The organism is Baia soyae (genome assembly GCF_004341445.1).
GTDB lineage: Bacteria > Bacillota > Bacilli > Thermoactinomycetales > Thermoactinomycetaceae > Baia > Baia soyae.
Genome location: NZ_SLXV01000003.1, coordinates 44,978 through 68,037, shown reverse-complemented (window position 1 = coordinate 68,037; position 23,060 = coordinate 44,978). Strand labels below are relative to the sequence as shown.

At 43.5% G+C, this 23,060-nt stretch carries 20 protein-coding genes, 1 tRNA gene and 1 other annotated feature; of the genes, 14 read left to right on the top strand and 7 right to left on the bottom strand.

From position 1 onward, the window contains the following. Nucleotides 1–36 precede the first annotated feature (36 nt). The 6 genes from mnmG to rpmH form a co-directional block, all read right to left on the bottom strand. On the bottom strand, nucleotides 37–1,911 hold the full coding sequence (gene mnmG / locus EDD57_RS01805; RefSeq protein WP_131847757.1) for a tRNA uridine-5-carboxymethylaminomethyl(34) synthesis enzyme MnmG: 1,875 nt from the start codon (nucleotides 1,909–1,911) through the stop codon (nucleotides 37–39). Between the two features lie 18 nt (nucleotides 1,912–1,929). After that, nucleotides 1,930–3,315, bottom strand: a complete 1,386-nt coding sequence (mnmE, locus tag EDD57_RS01800) for a tRNA uridine-5-carboxymethylaminomethyl(34) synthesis GTPase MnmE (RefSeq protein ID WP_131847755.1) — start codon at nucleotides 3,313–3,315, stop codon at nucleotides 1,930–1,932. A 163-nt stretch (nucleotides 3,316–3,478) separates the two neighbouring features. Next, on the bottom strand, nucleotides 3,479–4,213 hold the full coding sequence (yidC, locus tag EDD57_RS01795) for a membrane protein insertase YidC (RefSeq protein WP_243649405.1): 735 nt from the start codon (nucleotides 4,211–4,213) through the stop codon (nucleotides 3,479–3,481). Between the two features lie 29 nt (nucleotides 4,214–4,242). Next, the gene (yidD, locus tag EDD57_RS01790; RefSeq protein ID WP_131847753.1) at nucleotides 4,243–4,473 is read right to left on the bottom strand and encodes a membrane protein insertion efficiency factor YidD; all 231 of its coding nucleotides are present in this window, start codon (nucleotides 4,471–4,473) and stop codon (nucleotides 4,243–4,245) included. A 14-nt stretch (nucleotides 4,474–4,487) separates the two neighbouring features. Next, complete coding sequence (gene rnpA / locus EDD57_RS01785) at nucleotides 4,488–4,853, bottom strand: ribonuclease P protein component (RefSeq protein ID WP_131847751.1); 366 nt, start codon at nucleotides 4,851–4,853, stop codon at nucleotides 4,488–4,490. Between the two features lie 95 nt (nucleotides 4,854–4,948). After that, nucleotides 4,949–5,083 carry a 50S ribosomal protein L34 gene (rpmH, locus tag EDD57_RS01780; protein WP_093290982.1) on the bottom strand — a complete coding sequence of 45 codons (135 nt, stop codon included), beginning with the start codon at nucleotides 5,081–5,083 and terminating at the stop codon, nucleotides 4,949–4,951. Between the two features lie 547 nt (nucleotides 5,084–5,630). On the opposite strand from rpmH, the gene dnaA reads away from it, so the two are divergent. From dnaA to gyrA, 7 genes are all read left to right on the top strand, one after another. Next, complete coding sequence (gene dnaA / locus EDD57_RS01775) at nucleotides 5,631–7,073, top strand: chromosomal replication initiator protein DnaA (RefSeq protein WP_131847749.1); 1,443 nt, start codon at nucleotides 5,631–5,633, stop codon at nucleotides 7,071–7,073. A 225-nt stretch (nucleotides 7,074–7,298) separates the two neighbouring features. After that, nucleotides 7,299–8,432 carry a DNA polymerase III subunit beta gene (gene dnaN, locus EDD57_RS01770; protein ID WP_131847747.1) on the top strand — a complete coding sequence of 378 codons (1,134 nt, stop codon included), beginning with the start codon at nucleotides 7,299–7,301 and terminating at the stop codon, nucleotides 8,430–8,432. Nucleotides 8,433–8,450: 18 nt separating this feature from the next. Continuing rightward, a complete protein-coding gene (yaaA, locus tag EDD57_RS01765) occupies nucleotides 8,451–8,669 on the top strand; it encodes a S4 domain-containing protein YaaA (RefSeq protein WP_131847745.1) in 219 nt (72 codons plus the stop codon). Between the two features lie 11 nt (nucleotides 8,670–8,680). After that, nucleotides 8,681–9,799 carry a DNA replication/repair protein RecF gene (gene recF, locus EDD57_RS01760; RefSeq protein ID WP_131847743.1) on the top strand — a complete coding sequence of 373 codons (1,119 nt, stop codon included), beginning with the start codon at nucleotides 8,681–8,683 and terminating at the stop codon, nucleotides 9,797–9,799. Nucleotides 9,800–9,803: 4 nt separating this feature from the next. Beyond that, nucleotides 9,804–10,052 carry an extracellular matrix regulator RemB gene (gene remB, locus EDD57_RS01755; protein WP_131847741.1) on the top strand — a complete coding sequence of 83 codons (249 nt, stop codon included), beginning with the start codon at nucleotides 9,804–9,806 and terminating at the stop codon, nucleotides 10,050–10,052. 31 nt (nucleotides 10,053–10,083) lie between these two features. Then, nucleotides 10,084–11,994 (top strand): DNA topoisomerase (ATP-hydrolyzing) subunit B, encoded by a 1,911-nt coding sequence (gyrB, locus tag EDD57_RS01750; RefSeq protein WP_131847815.1) that lies wholly within the window; start codon nucleotides 10,084–10,086, stop codon nucleotides 11,992–11,994. Between the two features lie 31 nt (nucleotides 11,995–12,025). Beyond that, nucleotides 12,026–14,503: a DNA gyrase subunit A gene (gyrA, locus tag EDD57_RS01745; RefSeq protein WP_424205122.1), complete on the top strand. Its 2,478-nt coding sequence runs from the start codon at nucleotides 12,026–12,028 to the stop codon at nucleotides 14,501–14,503. On the opposite strand, the gene EDD57_RS01740 is transcribed toward gyrA, so the two are convergent. After that, nucleotides 14,493–15,503 (bottom strand): YaaC family protein, encoded by a 1,011-nt coding sequence (locus EDD57_RS01740; protein ID WP_131847737.1) that lies wholly within the window; start codon nucleotides 15,501–15,503, stop codon nucleotides 14,493–14,495. The genes gyrA and EDD57_RS01740 overlap by 11 nt on opposite strands. A gap of 181 nt (nucleotides 15,504–15,684) precedes the next feature. On the opposite strand from EDD57_RS01740, the gene guaB reads away from it, so the two are divergent. From guaB to EDD57_RS01705, 7 genes are all read left to right on the top strand, one after another. Beyond that, complete coding sequence (guaB, locus tag EDD57_RS01735) at nucleotides 15,685–17,142, top strand: IMP dehydrogenase (protein WP_131847735.1); 1,458 nt, start codon at nucleotides 15,685–15,687, stop codon at nucleotides 17,140–17,142. 234 nt (nucleotides 17,143–17,376) lie between these two features. After that, complete coding sequence (locus tag EDD57_RS01730; RefSeq protein ID WP_131847733.1) at nucleotides 17,377–18,615, top strand: D-alanyl-D-alanine carboxypeptidase family protein; 1,239 nt, start codon at nucleotides 17,377–17,379, stop codon at nucleotides 18,613–18,615. A gap of 127 nt (nucleotides 18,616–18,742) precedes the next feature. Then, on the top strand, nucleotides 18,743–19,639 hold the full coding sequence (pdxS, locus tag EDD57_RS01725; protein WP_131847732.1) for a pyridoxal 5'-phosphate synthase lyase subunit PdxS: 897 nt from the start codon (nucleotides 18,743–18,745) through the stop codon (nucleotides 19,637–19,639). A gap of 24 nt (nucleotides 19,640–19,663) precedes the next feature. Continuing rightward, nucleotides 19,664–20,245: a pyridoxal 5'-phosphate synthase glutaminase subunit PdxT gene (gene pdxT, locus EDD57_RS01720; RefSeq protein WP_131847730.1), complete on the top strand. Its 582-nt coding sequence runs from the start codon at nucleotides 19,664–19,666 to the stop codon at nucleotides 20,243–20,245. Between the two features lie 33 nt (nucleotides 20,246–20,278). Next, nucleotides 20,279–20,482 (top strand) — a binding site (T-box leader). A 45-nt stretch (nucleotides 20,483–20,527) separates the two neighbouring features. Continuing rightward, nucleotides 20,528–21,805 (top strand): serine--tRNA ligase, encoded by a 1,278-nt coding sequence (gene serS / locus EDD57_RS01715; RefSeq protein ID WP_131847728.1) that lies wholly within the window; start codon nucleotides 20,528–20,530, stop codon nucleotides 21,803–21,805. Nucleotides 21,806–21,886: 81 nt separating this feature from the next. After that, nucleotides 21,887–21,976 (top strand) — tRNA-Ser (locus tag EDD57_RS01710). A 429-nt stretch (nucleotides 21,977–22,405) separates the two neighbouring features. Next, nucleotides 22,406–22,885 (top strand): hypothetical protein, encoded by a 480-nt coding sequence (locus tag EDD57_RS01705; RefSeq protein WP_131847726.1) that lies wholly within the window; start codon nucleotides 22,406–22,408, stop codon nucleotides 22,883–22,885. Nucleotides 22,886–23,060 lie beyond the last annotated feature (175 nt).

Below are 23,060 nucleotides of genomic sequence, written 5' to 3'. Positions count from 1 at the left end.
TCAAAAATAGGCCTGGCTTTCACCAGACCCACCTTGTTATGCTTCAACGGCTTTTGTCCCCTGTTCCATATGCACCATCAAGATCGAAATATCAGCTGGGTTCACGCCTGAAATACGTGTTGCTTGTCCCAACGAAATCGGACGAATCTGCCCTAATTTCTCTCTGGCTTCCGAGGAAATACCGGCGATCTTCGAATAGTCGATCCAATGAGGAATTCGCTTTTCTTCCATCTTTTTCATCTTCTCTACTTGTTGTAGCGATTTCGAGATATAACCCTCGTATTTTAGCTGGATTTCTACCTGTTCCGCTACATCTGGCGCCACGGATTCCTCTGGTGGTGCCATACTCGCGATCTGCTCGTAACCAAGCTCGGGACGCTTAATCAAATTGGCTAACTCAACTGCATTATTGATCTCATTTGTCCCCATATCGCGTAAGATTTGCTGCACTTCGGGTGTTGGACGTACTTTCGTCTCACGCAGACGAGTGATTTCACGGGCAATCGCTTCTTTCTTAGCAGTAAAGCGACGGTAGCGATCTTCTTTAATTAATCCAATGTCATGTCCGATCTCTGTTAGGCGAAGATCTGCATTATCATGGCGCAACAAGAGGCGGTATTCGGCCCGCGAAGTAAGCAAACGATATGGTTCGTTTGTCCCCTTCGTCACCAGATCATCAATCAAAACGCCAATATAAGCCTCCGATCGATCAAGCACAACGGAATCCTTACCTTGTACTTTTCTCGCAGCATTAATCCCCGCCATAATGCCTTGAGCCGCAGCCTCCTCATATCCAGAGGTACCGTTAATCTGTCCGGCTGTAAAGAGTCCTGGCACTTCCTTTGTCTCCAAGCTTGGCCATAATTGCGTAGGAACAATCGCATCGTACTCAATCGCATAGCCTGTCCGCATCATCTCAGCTTTTTCCATGCCTTTAATCGTACGTAGCATCTCAAGCTGTACGTCCTCTGGCAAGCTTGTTGATAAGCCCTGAACATAAATCTCCTCCGTCGCGCGTCCTTCTGGTTCAATAAATATCTGGTGGCGATTTTTATCAGAGAAGCGAACGATTTTATCCTCAATCGATGGGCAATATCGAGGTCCTCTGCCTTCAATCGTACCGGAATACATCGGAGCACGATGCAAGTTTTCTTGAATATATTCATGTGTTTGTTCGTTCGTATAGGTTAACCAACAAGGAAGTTGATCCGTGATATATTCCGTTGTTTCATAGGAAAAAGCACGTGGAGTCTCATCCCCAGGTTGGATTTCCATTACACTGGTATCAATGCTCTTCGCGCTAACCCGCGGAGGAGTCCCTGTTTTAAAGCGTACCATCTCAAAACCTAACTCCTGCAAATGAAGCGCTAAGTTAATCGATGGTTGTTGATTATTGGGACCACTTTCATAGGCTAAATCCCCGATAATAATTTTCCCACGTAAATAAGTCCCTGTTGTAAGCACCACCGATTTCGCGTGATATCGAGTACCTGTCCGAGTCACAACACCCTGGCACTCTCCATCTTCTATGATGAATCGCTCGACCATATTTTGATGAATCTCCAAGTTTGGTTCTTGTTCCAAAACTCGCTTCATCTCACGTTGGTATAACAATTTATCGGCTTGAGCACGTAGTGCATAGACAGCAGGTCCTTTACCCGTGTTTAACATTCTCATCTGGATATGGGTCTTATCTATATTTTTCCCCATCTCCCCGCCAAGTGCATCCAATTCCCGTACCACATGACCTTTGGCAGGTCCCCCTACGGATGGATTACATGGCATATAGGCAATGGTATCTAAACTTAATGTCAACAGTAGCGTCCTACACCCCATACGAGCCGAAGCAAGCGCCGCTTCACACCCTGCATGTCCCGCACCGATGACGATCACGTCATATTGATTATTCATCTTGATTTCTTCACCTCATCATTTCCCTAGACAGAACTGGGAGAAAATCTGGTCAATTAGGTCTTCCGCCACCGCATCTCCAATTACTTCTCCTAGATACTGCCATGCATTTTTTAGATCGATCTCCACTAAGTCTAACGGCATCCCAAGCTCAATCCCATTTAGCACATCTTGAATGCTCTTTTGGGCTTCTTCCAGCAGATGAATATGGCGCGCATTGCTTACATACGTACTATCCGCCATAGCGACTTTCCCGGAAAAAAATAAAGCGGAAATCGCTTCTTCTAATTGGTGAATCCCCTTTTCTTCCTTCAAAGACGTTGTAATAACGGGTGTATGTTCTGATATAGAGGAACGTACCTCTTCCATCGAACATTTACCAGGCAAGTCCATTTTGTTCATAATCACAATCGCCGTTACATGCTTAACCTGCTCTAAGAGCCTGCGATCTTCTTCTTGTAATTCCTCTGCCTGATTTAGCACTAATAACACCAAATCAGCCCGTTCTAATGCTTGACGAGAACGCTCGACTCCAATCTGTTCCACCAGATCTTCTGTCTCCCGAATGCCCGCTGTATCTAATAATTTGAGCGGAATCCCGCGAACGTTTACATATTCCTCGAGCACATCCCGAGTCGTTCCTGGGATATCGGTCACAATCGCTTTATTCTCCTGAGTCAATACGTTCATCAATGAAGACTTCCCTACGTTAGGACGCCCGATGATGGCAGTGGCAATCCCCTCACGCAAGATCTTCCCTTGACGAGCTGTTTGGAGTAATTCGTCAATATGACCGATGATGTATTTACATCGCTCTTGTAAAAACTGACTCGTCATAACCTCAGCATCATATTCAGGATAGTCTACATTTACTGCTAAATGGGCTAACGTTTCTACGATTTCTTCCCGCAATTGTTGGATTAACTTGGATAAGCGTCCCTCTGCTTGTTGGTTCGCTACTTTGGCTGCACGATCCGTTTTCGCACGGATAAGGTCCATAACCGCTTCCGCTTGGGATAAATCAATCCGACCGTTTAAGAAGGCCCGTTTTGTAAATTCCCCTGGTTCTGCCAAGCGAATTCCGACTGACAGCAGCGCCTTGAGCGTCACCTGAACAGGAATAAGTCCACCATGACAGCTAATCTCCACCACATCTTCTCGCGTAAAGGTTCTGGGTGCACGCATCACCGTAACCAGTACTTCATCAATCCGCTCTTCCGTTTCCGGATGAACCATATATCCATAACGCACCGTATGCGTTGGCGTTTGTTGTAAGGATTCCTTACCTGCATATAGTTGATCTACTTTTTCAATTGCTTGCGGACCACTCACTCGGATCACAGCGATACCGCCTTCCCCCAGTGCTGTTGCAATCGCAGCAATTGTATCATTTTCAAATAGCATCTGTTTTCACCTCGATCATCATAACACAATTTTACAATTCCCTTCAAAGATACAGTTTAATAAAAAACGCCTCCTAGCGAGGATTCAGTTTGTCGACAAAAGCTACATTTGTTTACAGTCTGAATTCCCTCACACAAGAGGCATTTTTCACAGTTGTCATCTTTTACGCAGTTACTTTTCCTGCTTTTTTTCGGCTGAAAATCATGTACTGCAAAATGGTAAAGATATTTCCGTATACCCAGTACAAAGCCAGAGCGGAAGGCAAGTTGTAACCAATGATAAAAATCATAATCGGCATAACCCAGATGAGAATTCGGGTTTGTGAGCTATTTGCACTTCCTTGTGCAATCATCTGAATATATGTCGTAAAGGCCGCTAGGAGCGGGAAGATGAAGTAAGGGTCGGGCTTCCCTAATTGAAGGTACAAAAAGGTTGATTTTGCAATCTGTGGATCAAACTGAATCGCTTGATAAAAGGCAATGAAGATCGGAATCTGTACCACCATCGGCAAGCAACCCGACATTGGATTTACATTATGCTCTTTATAAAGCTTCATCATCTCTTGCTGTTGCTTCTGTTGATCCTTTTTATATTTAGCACGTAACTTCTGGATCTTAGGCTGAATCACTTGCATCTCTTGCATACTTCTCTGTTGCTTAATGGATAATGGCAAGATTAATAGACGTACCAAGAACGTAACGATTAGAATCGAGACCCCGTATGTACCAAACATATCATAAAAATAATCAAGTAATTGAGACAGTGGATATACTAAATAGCGGTCCCATATCCCTGATGATGGGTCAATCGTCTTACCTGTCGTCGAACATCCTGTAAGTAGTGCAAAACAAAAGATGAGTACCGTTAGCAACATCCATTTGCGGTTTAGGTAACGCACATCTTCTCCTCCTTTCAGATCATCCCAAGCTATACACGTATCTTTTTTTCGGGAACAGGGTCCATTCCACCTGGATGAAATGGATGACACTTTCCAATTCGGATCATCGTAAGCCATGTTCCTCTAATAAAACCGAACCGTTGATAGGCAGTTAAACCGTATTGTGAGCAGGTTGGATAAAATCGACAAGTAGGCTGGGGTTTCAAAGGAGAGATAAATTTGCGATAAAATCGGATGAGAATAATAGCAAAGTCCTTCATCTATCTTTCCCCTTCTACGGCCTAGTGTATTTTTTAAAGAGCTTGGCCCGTCTAAATACATGACGTAAACTCGATTCCACTTGGTAGAAATCCATCGTAGCAGCAGGATTTCGGGCGATGATCACCACATCGGCTCCCTCTTTTAAATCTGGAATCCAGTGTCTGGTAACTTCTTTTACTAATCGTTTAACACGATTGCGAACGACCGCATTTCCTACCTTCTTACTCACAGATATACCGATTCGAGGCCCAGGAAGAATCCCAGTCCCAGCTTGACGTGGAGAGATATACACAACAAACTGACGATTTGCGGCAGAAGTTCCTAAGCGAAATACTCGGCGAAAGTCATTCCGACGCCTCAGTCTGTATTCTTTTTGCACCCTGCTCCCTCCCTATCTCACATTATCGGCAGATTCATCCTTCTATAAACGATTCCCATATAGAGAAAAAGGCCACTCTACTTAGTGGCCTCTCATTATGCAGAAAGTACTTTTCTGCCTTTTCTTCTACGAGCCGCTAATACTTTGCGACCGTTTTTTGTACTCATGCGAGCACGAAAACCATGAACGTTTTTACGTTTACGTTTAGATGGTTGGTAGGTACGTTTCATATTGTTTACCTGGTAATTGCCGGTCCTATATAAGAACGACAAACCGGACATACGCCGACCAGGGTGCCTCCCTTCATACGATAAGATGAAAAATTTCCGCAGACAATCCTCCACATTATAGCTTTATCCCTGATGCCTGTCAAGAATAGAAGAAATGTGGATAACTTGTGGGGATAAAACAAAACTTATCCACATGTATCCACTACTTATTCACTCATTATCCAGAAGATATCCACAGGTTGTTTGATTGTGGATAAAAAGTTATCCACAGGCTGTGGGTAATGTGGATAAACGGATATGCACCTTGTAAATACTGGTATATTTTGATATTCTATTGTTGTTTTCCCCGTGGATAACTTTTTTATCTTTATTAGTTATCCACAATTGTGGATAACTTTCTATCCTTCCGATTATAATCTGTGGATAGGTATATTGATTACAATCTTGTGGATAGTGTGGATAAGTTGGTTTAACCTATATATCAGCCAATTTAATACTGTGGATAACATGGAAAAAATGTTTTTTTGGAAGGAGGGTTCTGATCATTGTGGAAAATGTTAATGACTTATGGAAAAAATGCCTTGACCTAATTCAATCGAAGATAAGTAAACCCAGCTTTGAAGCCTGGTTAAAACAGACTGAAGCGATCGAACTCCAGAGCAATAAACTCATCATTGGAGTTCCCTCTACATTTGCACAGGACATGCTCTCAAATCGTTATTATGGAATGATAAAAGATGCTGTTAAAAAGGTTTCGGGTACAAATCTGGAGATTGAAGTGATTAGTCTCGGGACTGAACCGATTCAAGTGCAAGGGGAATTGCCTGTTCAGCACATAACAAAAACCCCTCATCCTAAATCAGGAGAGGGACAGAAAGAGACAGAACCTCCTCTTTCATCTACTCTCCATTCGAATGAAGAACCAAATGAAGAGTCTGATGAAGAGATGGAAGGGTTTGTTCAGTCACAGTTAAATCCCAAATATACATTTGACACATTTGTCATCGGATCCGGAAACCGTTTTGCACACGCTGCTTCCCTAGCTGTTGCCGAAGCACCGGCTAAAGCGTACAATCCGCTCTTTATATATGGAGGGGTTGGTCTTGGAAAAACGCATTTAATGCATGCCATTGGCCATCACGTACTGGCTCATAATCCAAATAGTCGTGTGGTATACCTGTCATCTGAAAAGTTTACAAATGAGTTTATCAATGCGATCCGGGACAATAGAGCTATTGGTTTCCGTAACAAATATCGAACTGTGGATATCTTGTTAATAGATGATATTCAGTTTTTAGCAGGCAAAGAGCAAACGCAAGAAGAATTCTTCCATACGTTCAACGCTCTGCATGAAGAGAACAAACAGATTATCATCTCCAGTGATCGTCCTCCTAAAGAAATCCCAACACTAGAAGATCGCCTACGCTCTCGTTTTGAGTGGGGATTAATTACAGATGTGCAGCCTCCCGATCTAGAGACCCGTATCGCCATCCTTCGAAAAAAAGCCATTGCTGACCAGCTCGATGTGCCAAGCGACGTACTCGCTACCATCGCTGACCGAGTGGATACCAACATTCGGGAATTAGAGGGAGCTCTCATCCGCGTTGTCGCTTACTCTGCCTTGATGAATCAACCGATCAGTACTGACTTGGCAGCAGAAGCATTAAAGGATATAATGCCCAATGCCAGACCGAAAATCATTACAATCTCAGATATTCAGCAGGCGGTTAGTACCTACTACCGTTTACGCGTTGAAGATCTAAAAAGTAAAAAACGAACGAAAACGATCACTCTTCCACGTCAAATTGCGATGTTTATCGCACGTGAGATGACCGATTACTCTCTACCCAAGATCGGTGAAGACTTTGGGGGCAGAGATCACACCACGGTTATCCACGCGCATGAAAAAATCAACCGCGCTCTTGACAGTGATCCACATCTCCAGCAAGCAGTTGAGGAATTAAAGAAACGAATTTTGCGAGGCTCCTAGGTAGCTGTGGATACTGTGGATAATTTTGACAAGCTTATGCACACTTTATCCACAGCGTATTTTGGCTCCATGTATGGCCCCAGCCTACTTATCCACAGTATCCACAGCCCCTACTACTATTACTACGGTTTTTTTATTAAATAATATATATGTATATGGCCCACGAGACGCATTCATGCTATATTTTTTATTTATCCACAATTGATTGACAGAGGTGAGGAACTCATGAAAATCCGTATTGCCAAATCGGTACTCGTAGAAGCGGTAGCACAAGTTAGTAAAGCGGTATCTCAAAAGACGACGATTCCCGTTCTAACAGGAATGAAAGCAATCGCAGATCAAGAAGGGTTGCTTCTGACGGGTAGTAACTCTGATATCACGATTCAAGTAAGGATTCCTCATGTAAAAGAGGATCAAGAACAAGTATTTGTGGAACAGACAGGAAGTGTCGTCATTCCTGGTAAAATCTTTGGAGAGATGGTAAGGAAGTTACCTGGTGAGTATGTAGAATGGGAAGTGAATGAGCGGTATCAAATTACTATTCAATCAGGTTCAACGGAGTTTCAACTACACGGATTTAATCCAGATGAATACCCTCGCCTGCCACGTCTATCAGCGGATCAAGTTTTCTCGATTCCGGCTGATGAGCTTCGTTCATTGATTCGGCAAACAGGTTTTTCCGTTGCAACCAATGAAGCACGAGGCGTGTTGACAGGTGTTTTATGGCAACTAGAAAATGGGGTTCTCACCTGTGTCGCCACAGATAGTCACCGTCTCTCGAGACGTTTGATTCCGACTCCAAACACAGGTCAACTGTCTTTGGATAACGTAATCCTTCCTGGTAAAAGTATGAGTGAGCTAGCGAAAACCTTTGCCGATGATGAGGATTCCGTGGAAATCGTCGTGGCGGATCATCAACTGTTGGTAAAAAATGAGCATATTGAATTTTACTCTCGTCTCTTAGATGGTACCTATCCAGATACCAATCGAGTCATTCCACAATGCGGTGATACAGAGTTGATCACTTCAACCAGAGAATTGTTACAATCTGTTGAGCGTGCTTCTCTTATTAGCCGAGATGGACGGGATAATGTGATAAAATGGACAATGAGTGATGACACAGTTGAAGTTACCTCTGTGTCCCAAGATGTCGGAAGCGTTACAGAAGAAGTGAAGGCTCGTGTAAAAGGGAATGCGCTGGGAATCTCGTTTAATGCGCGTTACATGATTGAGGCCTTACGATCGATTGAAAGCGATGAGATTCGCATTCAATTTACAGGAACGATGACTCCATTTATCATTCAGCCTGCAGACCGTGATGACACGTTACACCTAATCGTACCGATACGTACGCGCTAGAAAGAAGGATGTTGAGTCATGAAGCACGTATATATTGACGGGCCCTATATTCAGTTAGGGCAACTTTTAAAAAAAGTAGACGCCATTGATAGTGGTGGTTTCGCAAAGATGTTTTTAGCCGACAATGAAATATATATCAATCAAGAGCTAGAAAATAGACGAGGTCGCAAGGTTTATCCACAGGATGTTGTGGATATCCGAGGCTTTGGTCGTTTTCTCATACTGTCTGAGAAATAGGGGGTTGCCAGGTGCGTGTTCAGTCACTAGAGATCCAGCGCTACCGCAACATTTCTCAGCTTTCACTCGATTGCTCGCAAGATCTCCACATCTTTGTGGGGCCCAATGCGCAAGGCAAGACTAACATCTTAGAATCGCTCTATCTTCTTGCGCTTGGGAAATCGCATCGAACCCGTTCTACAAAAGAATTAATTCAGTTTGGTGAGCCACATGCGATCTTAAAAGCCCGGGTCAAACGGGATGAAACTGGATCCAGATTAGAGGTACAGTTGCGCGATCTGGGAAAAAAAGTTAGCATTAATGGGATAGAGCAATCGAAGTTAAGTCAGTATATCGGCTTCTTACCAGCTATTTTGTTTGCCCCAGAAGACCTCGCAATTGTCAAAGGTAGCCCTCAAATCAGGCGGCGTTTCTTGGATATGGAGATTGGACAAGTCAGTCCTACCTACCTGTACCATTTGTCTCAGTTACATAAACTTCTTACCCAGAGAAATAGTTTGCTGAAAGGACTCGGTACAAATAAAAAATTCCAAGTTGAATTTTTAGATGTATACGATGAACAGCTCATGTCTCTTTCCCTTGAATTGTGGAGAAAGAGATTTCATTTTCTCAAGCAATTAACGAAGTGGTCTGGGGAGATTCATCAATCTATCACGAGTGCCAATGAGGAATTGCTGATTGAATACCTTCCCTCCATCCCCATTACAGCAGACATGTCGATTGAAGAATGGCGCACAGTTTTTCAAGCCGAGTTACAAAGAGTTCGTGAAAAAGAAATTCGCAGAGGCTCTACTCTACTCGGACCGCAGCGCGATGATTTTCGCTTGGTTGCGAATGGATTGGATCTTCATACATTTGGTTCACAGGGGCAACAAAGAACAGCTGCCCTTTCCTTGAAGTTGGCCGAAATTGAGCTGATTCATCAGGAAACAGGTACATATCCCATTTTATTATTGGATGACGTTTTATCGGAGCTGGATGATTCGAGAAAAACCCATCTGCTAGAAGCCATTCGAGGGCGGGTTCAGACGTTTGTAACCACAACGAACTTAGAAGGAATTGACGGGGAGACGCTGGATAAGGCACAGATCTATCAGATCCGGCAAGGAAACATTCGAGAGTTGAGGTGAAAATATGTACATTCACTTAGGTGGAGATCAAATTGTAAGGGCGCGGGATGTAGTCGCTATTTTGGATCATCAATCCATGGACTCCCACTCCTTTTTAGAATCGAGCAAACAAGCAGGCCGACTAGTTGATATTCCCGATGATGAAGTGAAGTCGTATGTCGTGACACCTCATCGTGTGTATCCTTCCCCTATCTCTTCCGTTACCTTGATGAGACGGGCAAGGCAACCTAGGGTTTTTCATAAAAACAAATGACAGTTGATTCATGAGAGAGTAGGTGAGTAGATTGACAGCACAAAACAACAATTATGATGCTTCGCAGATTCAAGTGCTAGAAGGTTTGGAAGCGGTTCGAAAACGTCCAGGGATGTACATCGGCTCTACTTCCAGTCGTGGTTTGCATCACTTGGTATGGGAAGTAGTCGATAACAGTATTGACGAGGCTTTAGCGGGCTTCTGTGACACCATTCAAGTCATTGTAAACGAGGATAATAGTGTTACCGTTATCGATAACGGGCGGGGAATCCCTGTAGGTATTCAGCCTAAGCTAGGGAAGACAGCAGTAGAAGTGGTTATGACGGTGCTACACGCAGGCGGTAAATTTGATGGTGAAGGATACAAATTCTCAGGAGGTCTCCACGGAGTTGGGGTATCAGTTGTGAATGCTCTCTCTACTGAACTAGAGGTCCACGTGCACCAGGATGGGAAGATCCACTATCAAAAATATCACCGCGGGGCTCCAGAAGCGGACTTAAAAGTAATCGGTAAAACAGATCTAAGAGGAACTCACATTACGTTTACACCCGATCCAACGATTTTTACCGAAACGACTGAATATGATTTTGATATCCTACAGAATCGCTTACGTGAGCTTGCTTTTTTAAATCGCGGTGTCAACATTACCCTTGAAGATAAACGCGGAGATGGAAAAAAGAAGGAATTTAAGTTTGATGGTGGAATTCAATCATTTGTCGAATATTTGAATCGGAATCGAGAAGCATTGCATGATCCTCCGATTTACGTCGAAGGTGAGCGGGAAGGAATCCCTGTTCAAGTTTCGATGCAATACAATGATTCCTATACCTCGAACATTTATTCGTATGCGAACAACATCCATACACATGAGGGTGGGACGCATGAGTCCGGCTTCAAATCCGCATTAACACGTGTGGTGAATGACTATGCGCGCAGAAATAGTCTGATCAAAGATAGTGATAGCAACCTATCCGGTGATGATGTTCGAGAAGGGCTTACTGCGATCATTAGTGTAAAACTGGCTGATCCACAATTTGAAGGACAGACCAAGACGAAGCTAGGAAATAGCGAAGCTCGTACAGCGACCGAGCAAGTTTTTGGCGAGAAATTGGCTGAATTCCTAGATGAGAATCCGGCTACTGCCAAAAAAGTGATCGGGAAAGCCTTGATGGCCGCTCGTGCCAGGGAAGCTGCCCGAAAAGCGCGTGAACTGACACGACGCAAAAGTGCGCTCGAAGTAAGCTCACTGCCAGGAAAATTGGCTGACTGCACGAGTCGTGATGCGGAGATTAGTGAGATTTACCTAGTAGAGGGAGATTCCGCGGGTGGAACAGCGAAGCAAGGACGCGACCGTATGTTCCAAGCGATCTTACCACTTAGAGGAAAAATCCTTAACGTAGAAAAAGCGCGTTTAGATAAAGCGTTGTCCAACGAAGAAATTCGTACGATGATTACTGCCTTTGGTACAGGAATCTCGGATGATTTCAACATTGAAAAAGCACGGTACCATAAGATTGTGATTATGACTGATGCGGACGTTGACGGAGCTCACATCCGTACTCTGCTTCTTACCTTCTTCTATCGCTACATGAGACCATTGATCGAACATGGTTACGTGTATATTGCACAGCCTCCTTTGTTTAAGATTATGCAAGGGAAAAAGGAATTGTATGCGTACAATGATCGAATGAAAGACGAATTGGTTAAAACCTTAGAAGGAAAAGGGAAAATTGATATTCAGCGTTACAAAGGTTTGGGTGAGATGAACGCTGGACAGCTTTGGGAGACCACGATGGATCCAGAGAGCCGTACCCTTCTTCAAGTATCTCTAGACGATGCGATGGATGCTGATGAAGTATTTGAAATGTTGATGGGAGACCGCGTAGAACCACGTCGTGATTTCATCCAAGAGCATGCAAAACAAGCGAATTTAGACATCTAGAGTGGGTTGATAGAGGAGCGAGGAGTGATGAATTTTGTCAGCAAGTGAACGGGTTCAAGAAATCAATATTAGTCAAGAGATGAAAACATCGTTCCTAGACTATGCGATGAGTGTTATTGTCAGTCGTGCGCTACCGGATGTACGGGATGGACTTAAACCTGTACATCGTCGTATTTTATATGCGATGTATGAAAACGGCATGACACCAGACAAACCTTATAAAAAGTCAGCACACGTAGTGGGAAACGTAATTGCAAAGTATCATCCTCACGGGGATTCCGCTATTTACGATGCGATGGTCCGAATGGCTCAAAATTTCTCCTACCGCTATATGTTGGTAGATGGTCATGGGAACTTTGGTTCTGTCGACGGAGATGCAGCAGCGGCGATGCGTTACACCGAAGCACGTCTAGCACCTATTACGCTAGAGTTGCTTCGTGATATCCAGAAAGATGTTATTGATTATGGTCCGAACTACGATGGTCAATATGAGGAACCGCTTGTATTGCCTGCTAGATTCCCGAATTTGCTCGTAAACGGAGCCGCTGGGATTGCCGTGGGGATGGCGACTAATATCCCACCTCACAACCTGACAGAAGTGATCAATGGATTGTTAATGGTTATCGATAATCCAGAGGTGGAAATAGACGAGCTGATGACAGTTGTCAAAGGACCTGATTTTCCTACCGGTGGGATTATCCTCGGCTATGAAGGAATCCGCAAAGCGTTCCGTACAGGGCGTGGATCCGTACAGATTCGTGCCAAGACGAGAATGGAAGAGGCAAACAACGGTAAGACACGTATTATCGTAGAAGAACTCCCGTATCAAGTAAATAAAGCGAAATTGGTAGAAAAAATCGCAGAGCTTGTACGTGACAAACGGATTGAGGGCATCACTGATTTACGCGACGAGTCAGACCGTAACGGAATGCGTGTGGTCATCGAACTTCGTCGTGATGTGAATCCAATGATCATCTTGAACAATCTTTACAAACATACTACTTTACAAACAAGCTTTGGTGTAAACACATTGGCTTTGGTAAAGGGACAACCGCAAGTCTTAAACCTGAAGCAGATGCTCAGCCACTACCTAGAACACCAAATTGAAGTGATTACGCGCCGTACCCAGTTTGACCTGAATAAAGCTGAAGATCGTGCCCATATCTTAGAAGGTCTTCGAATTGCGCTCGATCAAATCGATGAAGTGATTGCATTGATCCGTGGTTCTCAAACGACTGCTGAAGCTCGTGAAGGCTTGATGGAGAGTTTCGGTCTGTCTGAGAAGCAGGCGAATGCCATTCTCGATATGCGTCTCCAGCGCCTAACTGGACTTGAGCGGGATAAAATCGAAGGCGAGTATCAAGATCTGATCAAACTGATTGCGGAGCTACGTGGGATTTTAGCAGATCCTGCTAAGATATTAGCAATCGTTCGAGAAGAAGCAGTCGAGGTGCAGAAACAGTTTGGTGATGAGCGAAGAACTCGTATCAAGATGGATGAAGGTGTCATTATAGATGAGGACTTGATTCCTCAAGAAGAAGTTTCCATCATGATGACTCATCGTGGTTATATCAAACGGATGCCACTAAACAGCTATCGTGCGCAGAAGCGAGGTGGGCGTGGTGTGACGGGTATGGGAACGAAAGACGATGATTTTGTTCATCATCTATTTGCAACCCATTCCCATAATCATCTCCTCTTCTTCTCTAACAAAGGAAAAGTATATCGCATGAAGGCGTATGAAGTTCCTGAGTTAGGACGAGCTGCTAGAGGAACCCCGATCATTAACTTGATTCAAATTGATCAGGATGAGCGGATTCAGGCAATTATTACAGTAAAAGAGTTTGTTGAGGATAAATATCTCTTCTTTGCTACCCAGCAAGGAGTTGTCAAAAAGACCTCTCTGTCTGAATTTGAAAACATCCGTAAAAATGGTCTCTTTGCGATCAATCTACGTGAAGGGGATGAGCTAATTGGTGTCCACTTAACGGATGGACAGCAAGAAATCTTGATGGGTACGAAGCAAGGAATGTCGATTCGCTTCCCAGAGATGGATGTGCGCATGATGGGTCGTTCTGCTACAGGTGTGAAAGGAATTACCTTAGCTGAAGCTGACAAAGTGATTGATATGGATGTCGTGACCCCGGATCTAGATGTTCTGATTGTCACGAAAAAAGGCTTTGGAAAGCGTACTCCGATCGATGAATACCGTATTCAATCCCGCGGTGGCAAAGGGATTAAAACCATGGGTATCACAGCGAGAAAAGGTGAGGTAATCAGTCACAAAGTCGTCTCTCCAGTAGAAGACTTGATGATTGTTACCCAATCGGGTATCGTGATCCGTCTCAACATCAACGAGATCTCTTCCATGGGCCGTTACGCGCAAGGTGTAAAGCTGATTCGCGTTGATGGTGAGGAAGAAGTGGCGACTGTAGCACGTGTTCAACGTACGGATGATGATGAACTTGAATTGACTCAAGAAAATTCATCAGAAGAAGCTACCGAATAAGGTAAATATACTCCTTGCCGTGTAGTTGATTGAGAATCAGATTGGGAAACTTCCGTTGTACGATGCGAAGCAATTCTTGAATGAGGATTCCTTCCATCGAGGTAGTCGCATCCATTACCTCGGCCCAAAGTGGCGGCTCATAGCGGCTTAGCATGCTTAGGCTAAATAGTAAAAGGTACTCTGCTTCCACTTCCGGAACAGGTTCTACTAGGTGATTATTTCGAATCCAAACGAAATAATCACCTTTTTTATTTCGATATAGATAGGGATGTTTGATCGCTTGATCCTGTTTTCCTGACCAAGTAACCTGAAAATGTTTCTCCTTATCTCCCTCTACCAATAGAAAAAGTCCATCCTGACTCTTGCTGTTTACCCATTCTACAAAACGTTCTTGGCTATATTTATAGTGCTCTAAAACGGCATCTGGAAAGGTAACCAAAACATTTTCCTGAGTGTCCTCGACTCCCACTGGTAAAAAATGATGATACTGTGTAACTTTATATACAGTATCTTGTATATCCGGAATCATCTGCATCAGTTGAATCGGACTGTAGTCTGCTCGATAATGGCTTGAAAAAAGAGCTTGATAGTGAGGAAAAAGCCCATCTTTCTGCACACGTATATCATCCGAAAAGAACCGAAATAGCTCCTTCTTTTTTTTCTTCGTGGAGATTCCGTGTTTTAGAACATGTGAATTTTGCGGATAGTAAGGATCTACCGTTAAAATAAGCGCTTTTAACAAGCTCATCATTCCATAATAAAGATGAGTAGGCTTCATCCAATTCGTGATTTCATGAGCGGACTGAAAGATTTGTCTCGCTTGACGTATGTAAATCAGAAATGGAGTTACATTACGAAAAGAGAGTCGATCAGGATGCTCTACATTCAGTTGTGCGTACTTGTTTTTTAGATAGTCTCGAGCGATCAATTCATTTTCAAAATAAGCTAGTTCTCCCCAGATTGCTCTTTCAGGGGATTCCGTGTATATCTCGACTTTCATGATTAAATCACCTCATCCTCTCTTACTTATCCACATTTATTCACAAGTTATACACAGGGGGACGAAAGAAATATGTGGAACAAAGCTTGGAGTAAGAGATTTTCATTCTTGACGGGGTTAGAACGCTCTGTTAAACTTTCAAAAAATCTTGCTTGCTTCTAGAAAGAAGGGACTTGTAAACATGTGGGATCAGAAATTTACAAAAGAAGGATTAACCTTTGATGATGTGCTATTAATTCCTGCTCGTTCTGAAGTTCTGCCTAACCAGGTAAGTGTTGCAACGAAACTAGGACCTCACATTCAGTTGAATATTCCATTAATTAGTGCAGGGATGGATACGGTTACAGAATCAGCTCTTGCCATCTCGATTGCGAGGCAAGGCGGTTTAGGAATTATCCATAAGAATATGAAGGTAGAGGAGCAAGCAGAAGAAGTAGATCGTGTAAAACGCTCAGAAAGTGGAGTCATTACGAAGCCTTTTTATCTACGTCCGCATCACCAAGTTCATGATGCAGAAGCATTGATGGCCAAGTATCGCATTTCGGGTGTGCCGATCGTAGATGAACAGGTTCGTTTAGTGGGAATCCTGACGAATCGTGATCTGCGATTTATCCACAACTATTCCACATTGATCTCAGATGTGATGACGAAAGATAATTTAGTCACTGCACCGGTAGGGACGACGTTAAAAGCAGCAGAAGACATTTTGCAACGTCATAAGATTGAAAAGCTTCCTCTTGTGGATGATCAAGGAATTCTAAAAGGGCTTATCACCATTAAAGATATAGAGAAAGCGACTCAGTTCCCGAATTCAGCCAAAGATAGTCAAGGAAGGCTTCTAGTAGGAGCAGCAGTAGGTGTATCCAAAGATACGATGAGACGGGTAGAGGCTCTTGTAAAAGCAGAAGTAGATGCAGTCGTTGTCGATACGGCTCACGGGCATTCTATGGGGGTTCTCGAGACCGTTCGCAAGCTACGGGACTTATACCCTGAATTGACCATCATTGCGGGAAATGTGGCTACAGGCGACGGCACAAGAGATCTAATCGAGGCAGGCGCTTCGGTGGTCAAAGTAGGAATTGGACCAGGTTCCATTTGTACGACGCGTGTTGTGGCTGGGATTGGTGTTCCGCAAGTAACAGCCATTTATGATTGTGCTTCCGTGGCCCGTGAGTACGGAGTCCCTATTATTGCAGATGGCGGAATCCGTTACTCAGGAGATATTGTAAAAGCGATCAGTGCAGGCGCAAGTGCTGTGATGTTGGGAAGTATCTTTGCTGGTACGGAGGAAGCCCCAGGGGATACGGAGATTTACCAAGGTCGCCGATTTAAGGTATATCGTGGTATGGGATCGATTGGTGCGATGGAAGCAGGTAGTAAAGATCGCTACTTCCAAGAAAATGAGCGGAAATTGGTACCGGAAGGAATCGAGGGTCGTGTTCCATATAAGGGGCCTCTAGTCGATACAACCTATCAGTTGGTTGGCGGACTTCGCTCAGGTATGGGTTATTGTGGCGCAGCAACGATTCTTGATTTACAGGATAACAGTCGTTTTATTCGGATTACGAGTGCTTCGTTGCGTGAGTCTCATCCACATGATGTGCAGATTACGAAAGAAGCGCCTAATTATCACGGCTAAAAATGTAAGATAAAGATGAGGGTGGGATCTCCCACTCTTTTCTTATTTTCATCGTAAGGAAATTTCGATAGACTGTAATAAAATGGCTATCGGAATAGTAACCCAGCGAGGAAATTTGAACAAATTGCCCTTTTCTAGCTAAAGTCTGGTGGTCAACGAGTGTGATGTTGTAAGATAGTTCTAATTACGTTATTTCGCATTTATATACTTTTATTTTATATTGGAGGACCAATTGTGAAAGTACATCTTAGAAAAAGATACATGAGTCTTACGATTATGCTCCTGCTGATCCTTTGTCCTTATCAGGTATGGGCGGCGCAGTCTCTGTCAACTGTGCAAGCGGAGTCTTATTTCTTAATGGATGCGAAATCGGGTGTCATTTTAGCTGAGAAGGATGCAGAGACCCCGAGACCACCGGCAAGTATGACGAAAATGATGACACATTTTATTGTATTGGACGAGATTAAAAAAGGAACAATAAAGTGGGATGATGTTGTTAAAATAAGTGCTCGTGCAGCGGCGATTAATGAGGGTGGAATTCAACTAGAACCAGATGAAGCGTTAACCGTGAAGGATTTGTTTACCTCTTCTGTGGTGAAGTCGGCGAATGATGCTACGATTGCGTTAGCTGAGCATGTAGCGGGCTCTGAAGCCAAATTTGTAGAGCGGATGAATGCGAAGGCGAAAGAAATAGGGATGAAAAGCACCCATTTCCGAAATACAACCGGCCTGGATATGAAAGATTATGGAATCCATGCACCAGAAGTGCCTGGGGAACATGTGATGGGAGCACAAGATTCTGCCATTCTAGGGGATGCACTCTTAAAGAATCACCCCGAAATTCTAACCTTTACTTCGATTGCGAATCACATCGTTCACAAAGGTCAGAAAGACGTGTCGATCAATAGTTCTAACTTAATGTTACCAGCGCGAAACAAACTGCCTTATGAGGGAGTAGACGGGCTGAAGACGGGTCATACCAGTTTGGCAGGTTACTGCTTTACAAGTACTGCTAAAAAAGGGGATTTACGAGTGATCTCCGTGGTGATGAAAACAAAATCCGATTCAGAGAGATTTGTAGAGACTAAAAAATTATTAGATTATGCGTTTGAGCAATATGAAGAGAAAACGCTTGTGAAAAAAGGCGGGATGGTGCCTGCCCATGAAAATATGGCGTTGCCAAATGGTGTGGATAAGTTCATTGAGGTACAAGCTCAGTCTGATATAACTCTTCCCGTGGAAAAAGGTGCAGATCAAAAGAGCTATGAATATAAAGTAACCTTTACACCCGGTATGAAAGCACCCGTTTCGGCAGGGACCGAAATCGGGAAAGTAGAAGTTCTTCATCAGGGTAAGAGTATACCCGGATTTAAACCAGTCCCATTAGTGGCTTCAAAGAGTGTGGAAGAAGGTAGTTGGGTTCGTCTGTTCTTCCGTTCTATTGGAGACGAGGTATCAAGCTGGTTTTCATAACAGCTTGATCAAAATCTCCTTTTCTTGTCAATGTAGATCATTTCTTATACAATTGATTAATAGTAATGAAGCCAAAAACAATAGTTATATATTTATGTGATAGGTACATACATAGGAGGAAGATACCATGAGTCAAAATCATCAAGTCGGAACAGATCTTGTTAAGCGCGGTATGGCTGAAATGCAAAAAGGCGGCGTTATTATGGACGTTGTGAATGCAGAGCAGGCGAAAATTGCTGAAGCTTCGGGTGCAGTAGCAGTAATGGCTTTGGAACGCGTTCCATCTGATATTCGTAAAGCTGGCGGAGTAGCACGTATGGCTGATCTTCGAATCGTGGAAGAAGTGATGGCGGCGGTATCCATTCCTGTTATGGCAAAAGCTCGTATTGGCCATTTTGTGGAAGCACGTGCTCTAGAAGCGATGGGTGTTGACTACATCGATGAGTCAGAAGTACTCACTCCTGCGGATGAAGTTTATCATATCGATAAAGGGCTATTCACCGTACCTTTCGTGTGTGGTGCTCGTAACCTTGGGGAAGCTCTACGTCGTGTCGGAGAAGGGGCATCGATGCTTCGTACGAAAGGCGAACCAGGAACAGGTAACATTGTAGAAGCAGTTCGTCATATGCGAATGATGCAAAGCCAAATCCGTAAAGTGCAAGGCATGTCCCGTGATGAGCTTATGACAGAAGCAAAAGATCTAGGCGCACCTTATGAGCTACTTCTTCAAATTCATGAGACAGGTAAGCTTCCAGTAGTAAACTTTGCCGCAGGTGGCGTGGCAACCCCAGCAGATGCTGCGCTTATGATGCATCTTGGATCAGACGGTGTATTTGTGGGCTCTGGTATCTTTAAGTCTGAGAATCCAGAGAAATTTGCTCGTGCGATCGTAGAAGCAACCACTCATTACAACGACTATGACCTCATTGTACGTGTATCAAAAGAATTAGGCGGTAGCCCAATGACTGGCTTAGAAATCTCTAAATTACGCCCAGAAGACCGTATGCAAGAGCGTGGCTGGTAAGAGAGACTAGGAGGTACCTTCTTCATGAAAATCGGGGTCCTAGCTCTCCAAGGAGCTGTTCGCGAACATCTAACCCTACTTGAAAAAGTGGGTGTCGAAGCAGTAGCTGTAAAAAAACAAGAACAATTGCAAGATCTGGATGGCCTTATTTTTCCAGGTGGCGAATCAACGACGATGGGAAAGCTAATCCGTAAATATGATCTGCTTGAGCCCATCCGTGACTTTTATCGTCAAGGAAAGCCGTTATTTGGAACTTGTGCGGGTCTCATCTTGTTAGCAAATAAGATCGAAGATGCAGACGAGCCCCATCTGGCTGTGATGGATATGACGGTAAAACGGAATGCCTTTGGTCGCCAAGTGGACAGCTTTGAGGCAAAACTCCCCATCAAAGGGGTCGCGGAGGACTTTCATGCCGTCTTTATACGTGCTCCTCTCATTACCCACGTGGGGAGTGAGGTAGAGGTGCTAGCTGAAGTAAACGGCGAAGTAGTAGCAGCACGGCAAGGTCACATTTTATGCGCTTCCTTCCATCCGGAGCTTACTGACGATGCACGATTCCATCAATTTTTCGTCGATATGGTTCGTGAAGCGGTTGCAATGCGTTAATTTCTGGATATAATAAAATTACGAATCTATATCACAAGAGCGAAGAAGAGACTAGTAACCATTACTTTCAGCCATAGAGAGACGATGTTTGGTGCAAATCGTCCTGAAATGATGGAGAATCCACCTCGGAGCTACACACGATTAAGTGTGATCGGTCTTTGGCCGTTATCTCAATGAAGTGGATGTCGTATTTACGATGTCAATTAGGGTGGCAACGCGGAACCTTTCGTCCCTGGATCGACGAGAGGTTCTTTTTTGTGGAAAAAAGGAGGAAGAATAGCCATGTTAGATTTAAAAGTACTACGAAATCAACCCGAACTGGTACGAGAAGGGTTAAAGAAGCGTAATGCAGACTTATCCGTTCTCGATGACTTTGCAAAGATTGACGATCGACGTCGAGAATTAATCACGTTAACCGAACAATTAAAGAGTGAACGTAATAACGTTTCCCGGGAAATAGCGCAAAAGAAAAAAGCAAAAGAAGATGCAGATGATCTCGTGCTGGAAATGAGAAAAGTAGGGGATCAAATTAAGCAATATGATGACGAAATTCGTCAACTGGACGAGGATTTAGCAGAAATTCTCCTTTCGATTCCTAACATCCCTCACGAAAGTGTCCCAGTAGGCACATCGGAGGAAGAAAATGTGGTCCTTCATCACTGGAGAGAAGGTAAAACACTCGACTTTGAACCAAAGGCCCATTGGGATTTGGCGCAAGAGCTAGACCTACTTGACTTTGAACGTGCGGCAAAAGTAACTGGCTCACGCTTTGTCTTCTACAAAGGATTAGGAGCCAAATTAGAGCGAGCGTTGATGAGTTTTATGCTCGATCTACACACCGAAGAGCATGGCTATACGGAAATGATTCCACCTTTTATCGTAAATGCCAATAGCTTGAAAGGAACAGGGCAATTTCCTAAGTTCAAAGAAGACGTGTTTGCCCTAGCTGACACCAACTATTATCTGATTCCAACTGCCGAAGTCCCTCTTACCAATTATCACGCAGATGAAATCTTATCTGTGGAAGAGCTTCCGAAATACTATGCCGCCTTTAGCGCAAACTTCCGGTCTGAAGCTGGCTCTGCTGGACGTGATACCAGAGGACTCATTCGCCAACATCAATTTAATAAAGTTGAGTTAGTGAAAATTGTGCATCCTGAAGAATCATACGCTGAGCTGGAGAAGCTTTTAGCAAACGCAGAGCGTGTCCTACAAAAGTTAGAGCTCCCATACCGTGTGGCAAGTTTATGTACAGGTGATACAGGGTTTGCATCGGCTAAAACATACGACTTAGAAGTATGGATGCCAAGTGCCGGAACCTATCGGGAGATCTCGTCTTGCTCGAATTTCGAAGACTTCCAGGCACGCCGAGCTAACCTTCGCTTCCGTCCTGATACCAAAGCAAAACCCGAATTTGTTCACACCCTAAATGGATCTGGATTAGCCATCGGACGTACCACCGCTGCGATCATCGAAAACTTCCAACAGGCAGACGGAACCATCTGCATTCCAGAAGTCCTACGCCCTTATCTAGGTGGTCGTGAATATATCGGCAAATAAATGAAAAGAATATAGTTGAGATAGCTTGACAGTTTCTTGTTTTCTACGATACAATAGAAACGTTATTGCTAGACCAACTTTGGAGAGGTGGTCGAGTGGTTGAAGGCAGCGGTCTTGAAAACCGCCGACGTTGCAAGGCGTCCGTGGGTTCGAATCCCACCCTCTCTGCCAAATTAATAATCTAGCCGTTAGCTGGTGAAAAGTGTAATCGGGTTTACTCGGTTACACTTTTTTGATTTATATGAGTCGAATAGGGAGTGGAAGGCCTATGTATGCATACTGAGGGATTTTCTCCCATTCCCAGTCTAGCTTTTGACATAGATAAGAAATTGTTTTTTTCTTACTCACGTTCTTTTTTCCTGTAATGATGTTTCTCATGGTAGCTGTAGTTAATTTTTCATCCATCAGGTCCTTCTGTTTGATCCCCGACTCTTTCATCCGTCTACGAAGCATTATGCAATTTTGTATATTAGCTAGGTGTTTTTATTTGTTTTGGCTTATTTTTCAATTTGCTTTTAGAGTTTCTATAGAATAACCTTTATCTAATGTAAATTAGCATAAAGTATTTGCATCAAATTAGTGATTAAGAAGGTATGTAAAATGATTAAGTGTATATCTAAATTTGTAGATGCTACTGCCGTATCACTCTTTCACTTTAAAAGGAGTAAACAGTCTCAATTCAAGGATGGAGATACAACAAATTATGTATTTTCTACACCTATTTGTCCTGATATCCGATTTCAAGAAAAAGAGAATAGTAGTGGTTATCGATCTGGTTTATATTCTTTTAACAATACTTCCATAAACGGGCTTGTTCGAACTCCAGCCTCTGGCCTTTACTATCAAAAGGAAGATCAAGAAAGCCGAACCCATGTTATTGTGATTCATGGATGGCGCATGGATAATATGGATCGTCTCAAGAATTTATTTCTAGATTCATTTATGGAGTCGGCGTACGAACTATACTTTGTAACGTTACCTTATCACTTTGATCGAGTAGAAGATGGAGATTTCGGTTGGAGAATTTATGGTAACCGCGAATACAAGGCGAACGCTAGAGGCCTTTGGTCAAACTGTTAGCGAAATTCGGTCGTTGATTCGTTATTTAAGGGAGACCTATGGTGAAAAGGTCGTTTTAGTTGGAGTCAGCCTAAGTGGTTTATAGCAAACCTTATAAGTGGAATAGAGGAAGACGTAGACATATTGGTTTCTATTATGTACCCTAATGATTTAGCTCATATAGGTAAATATATTA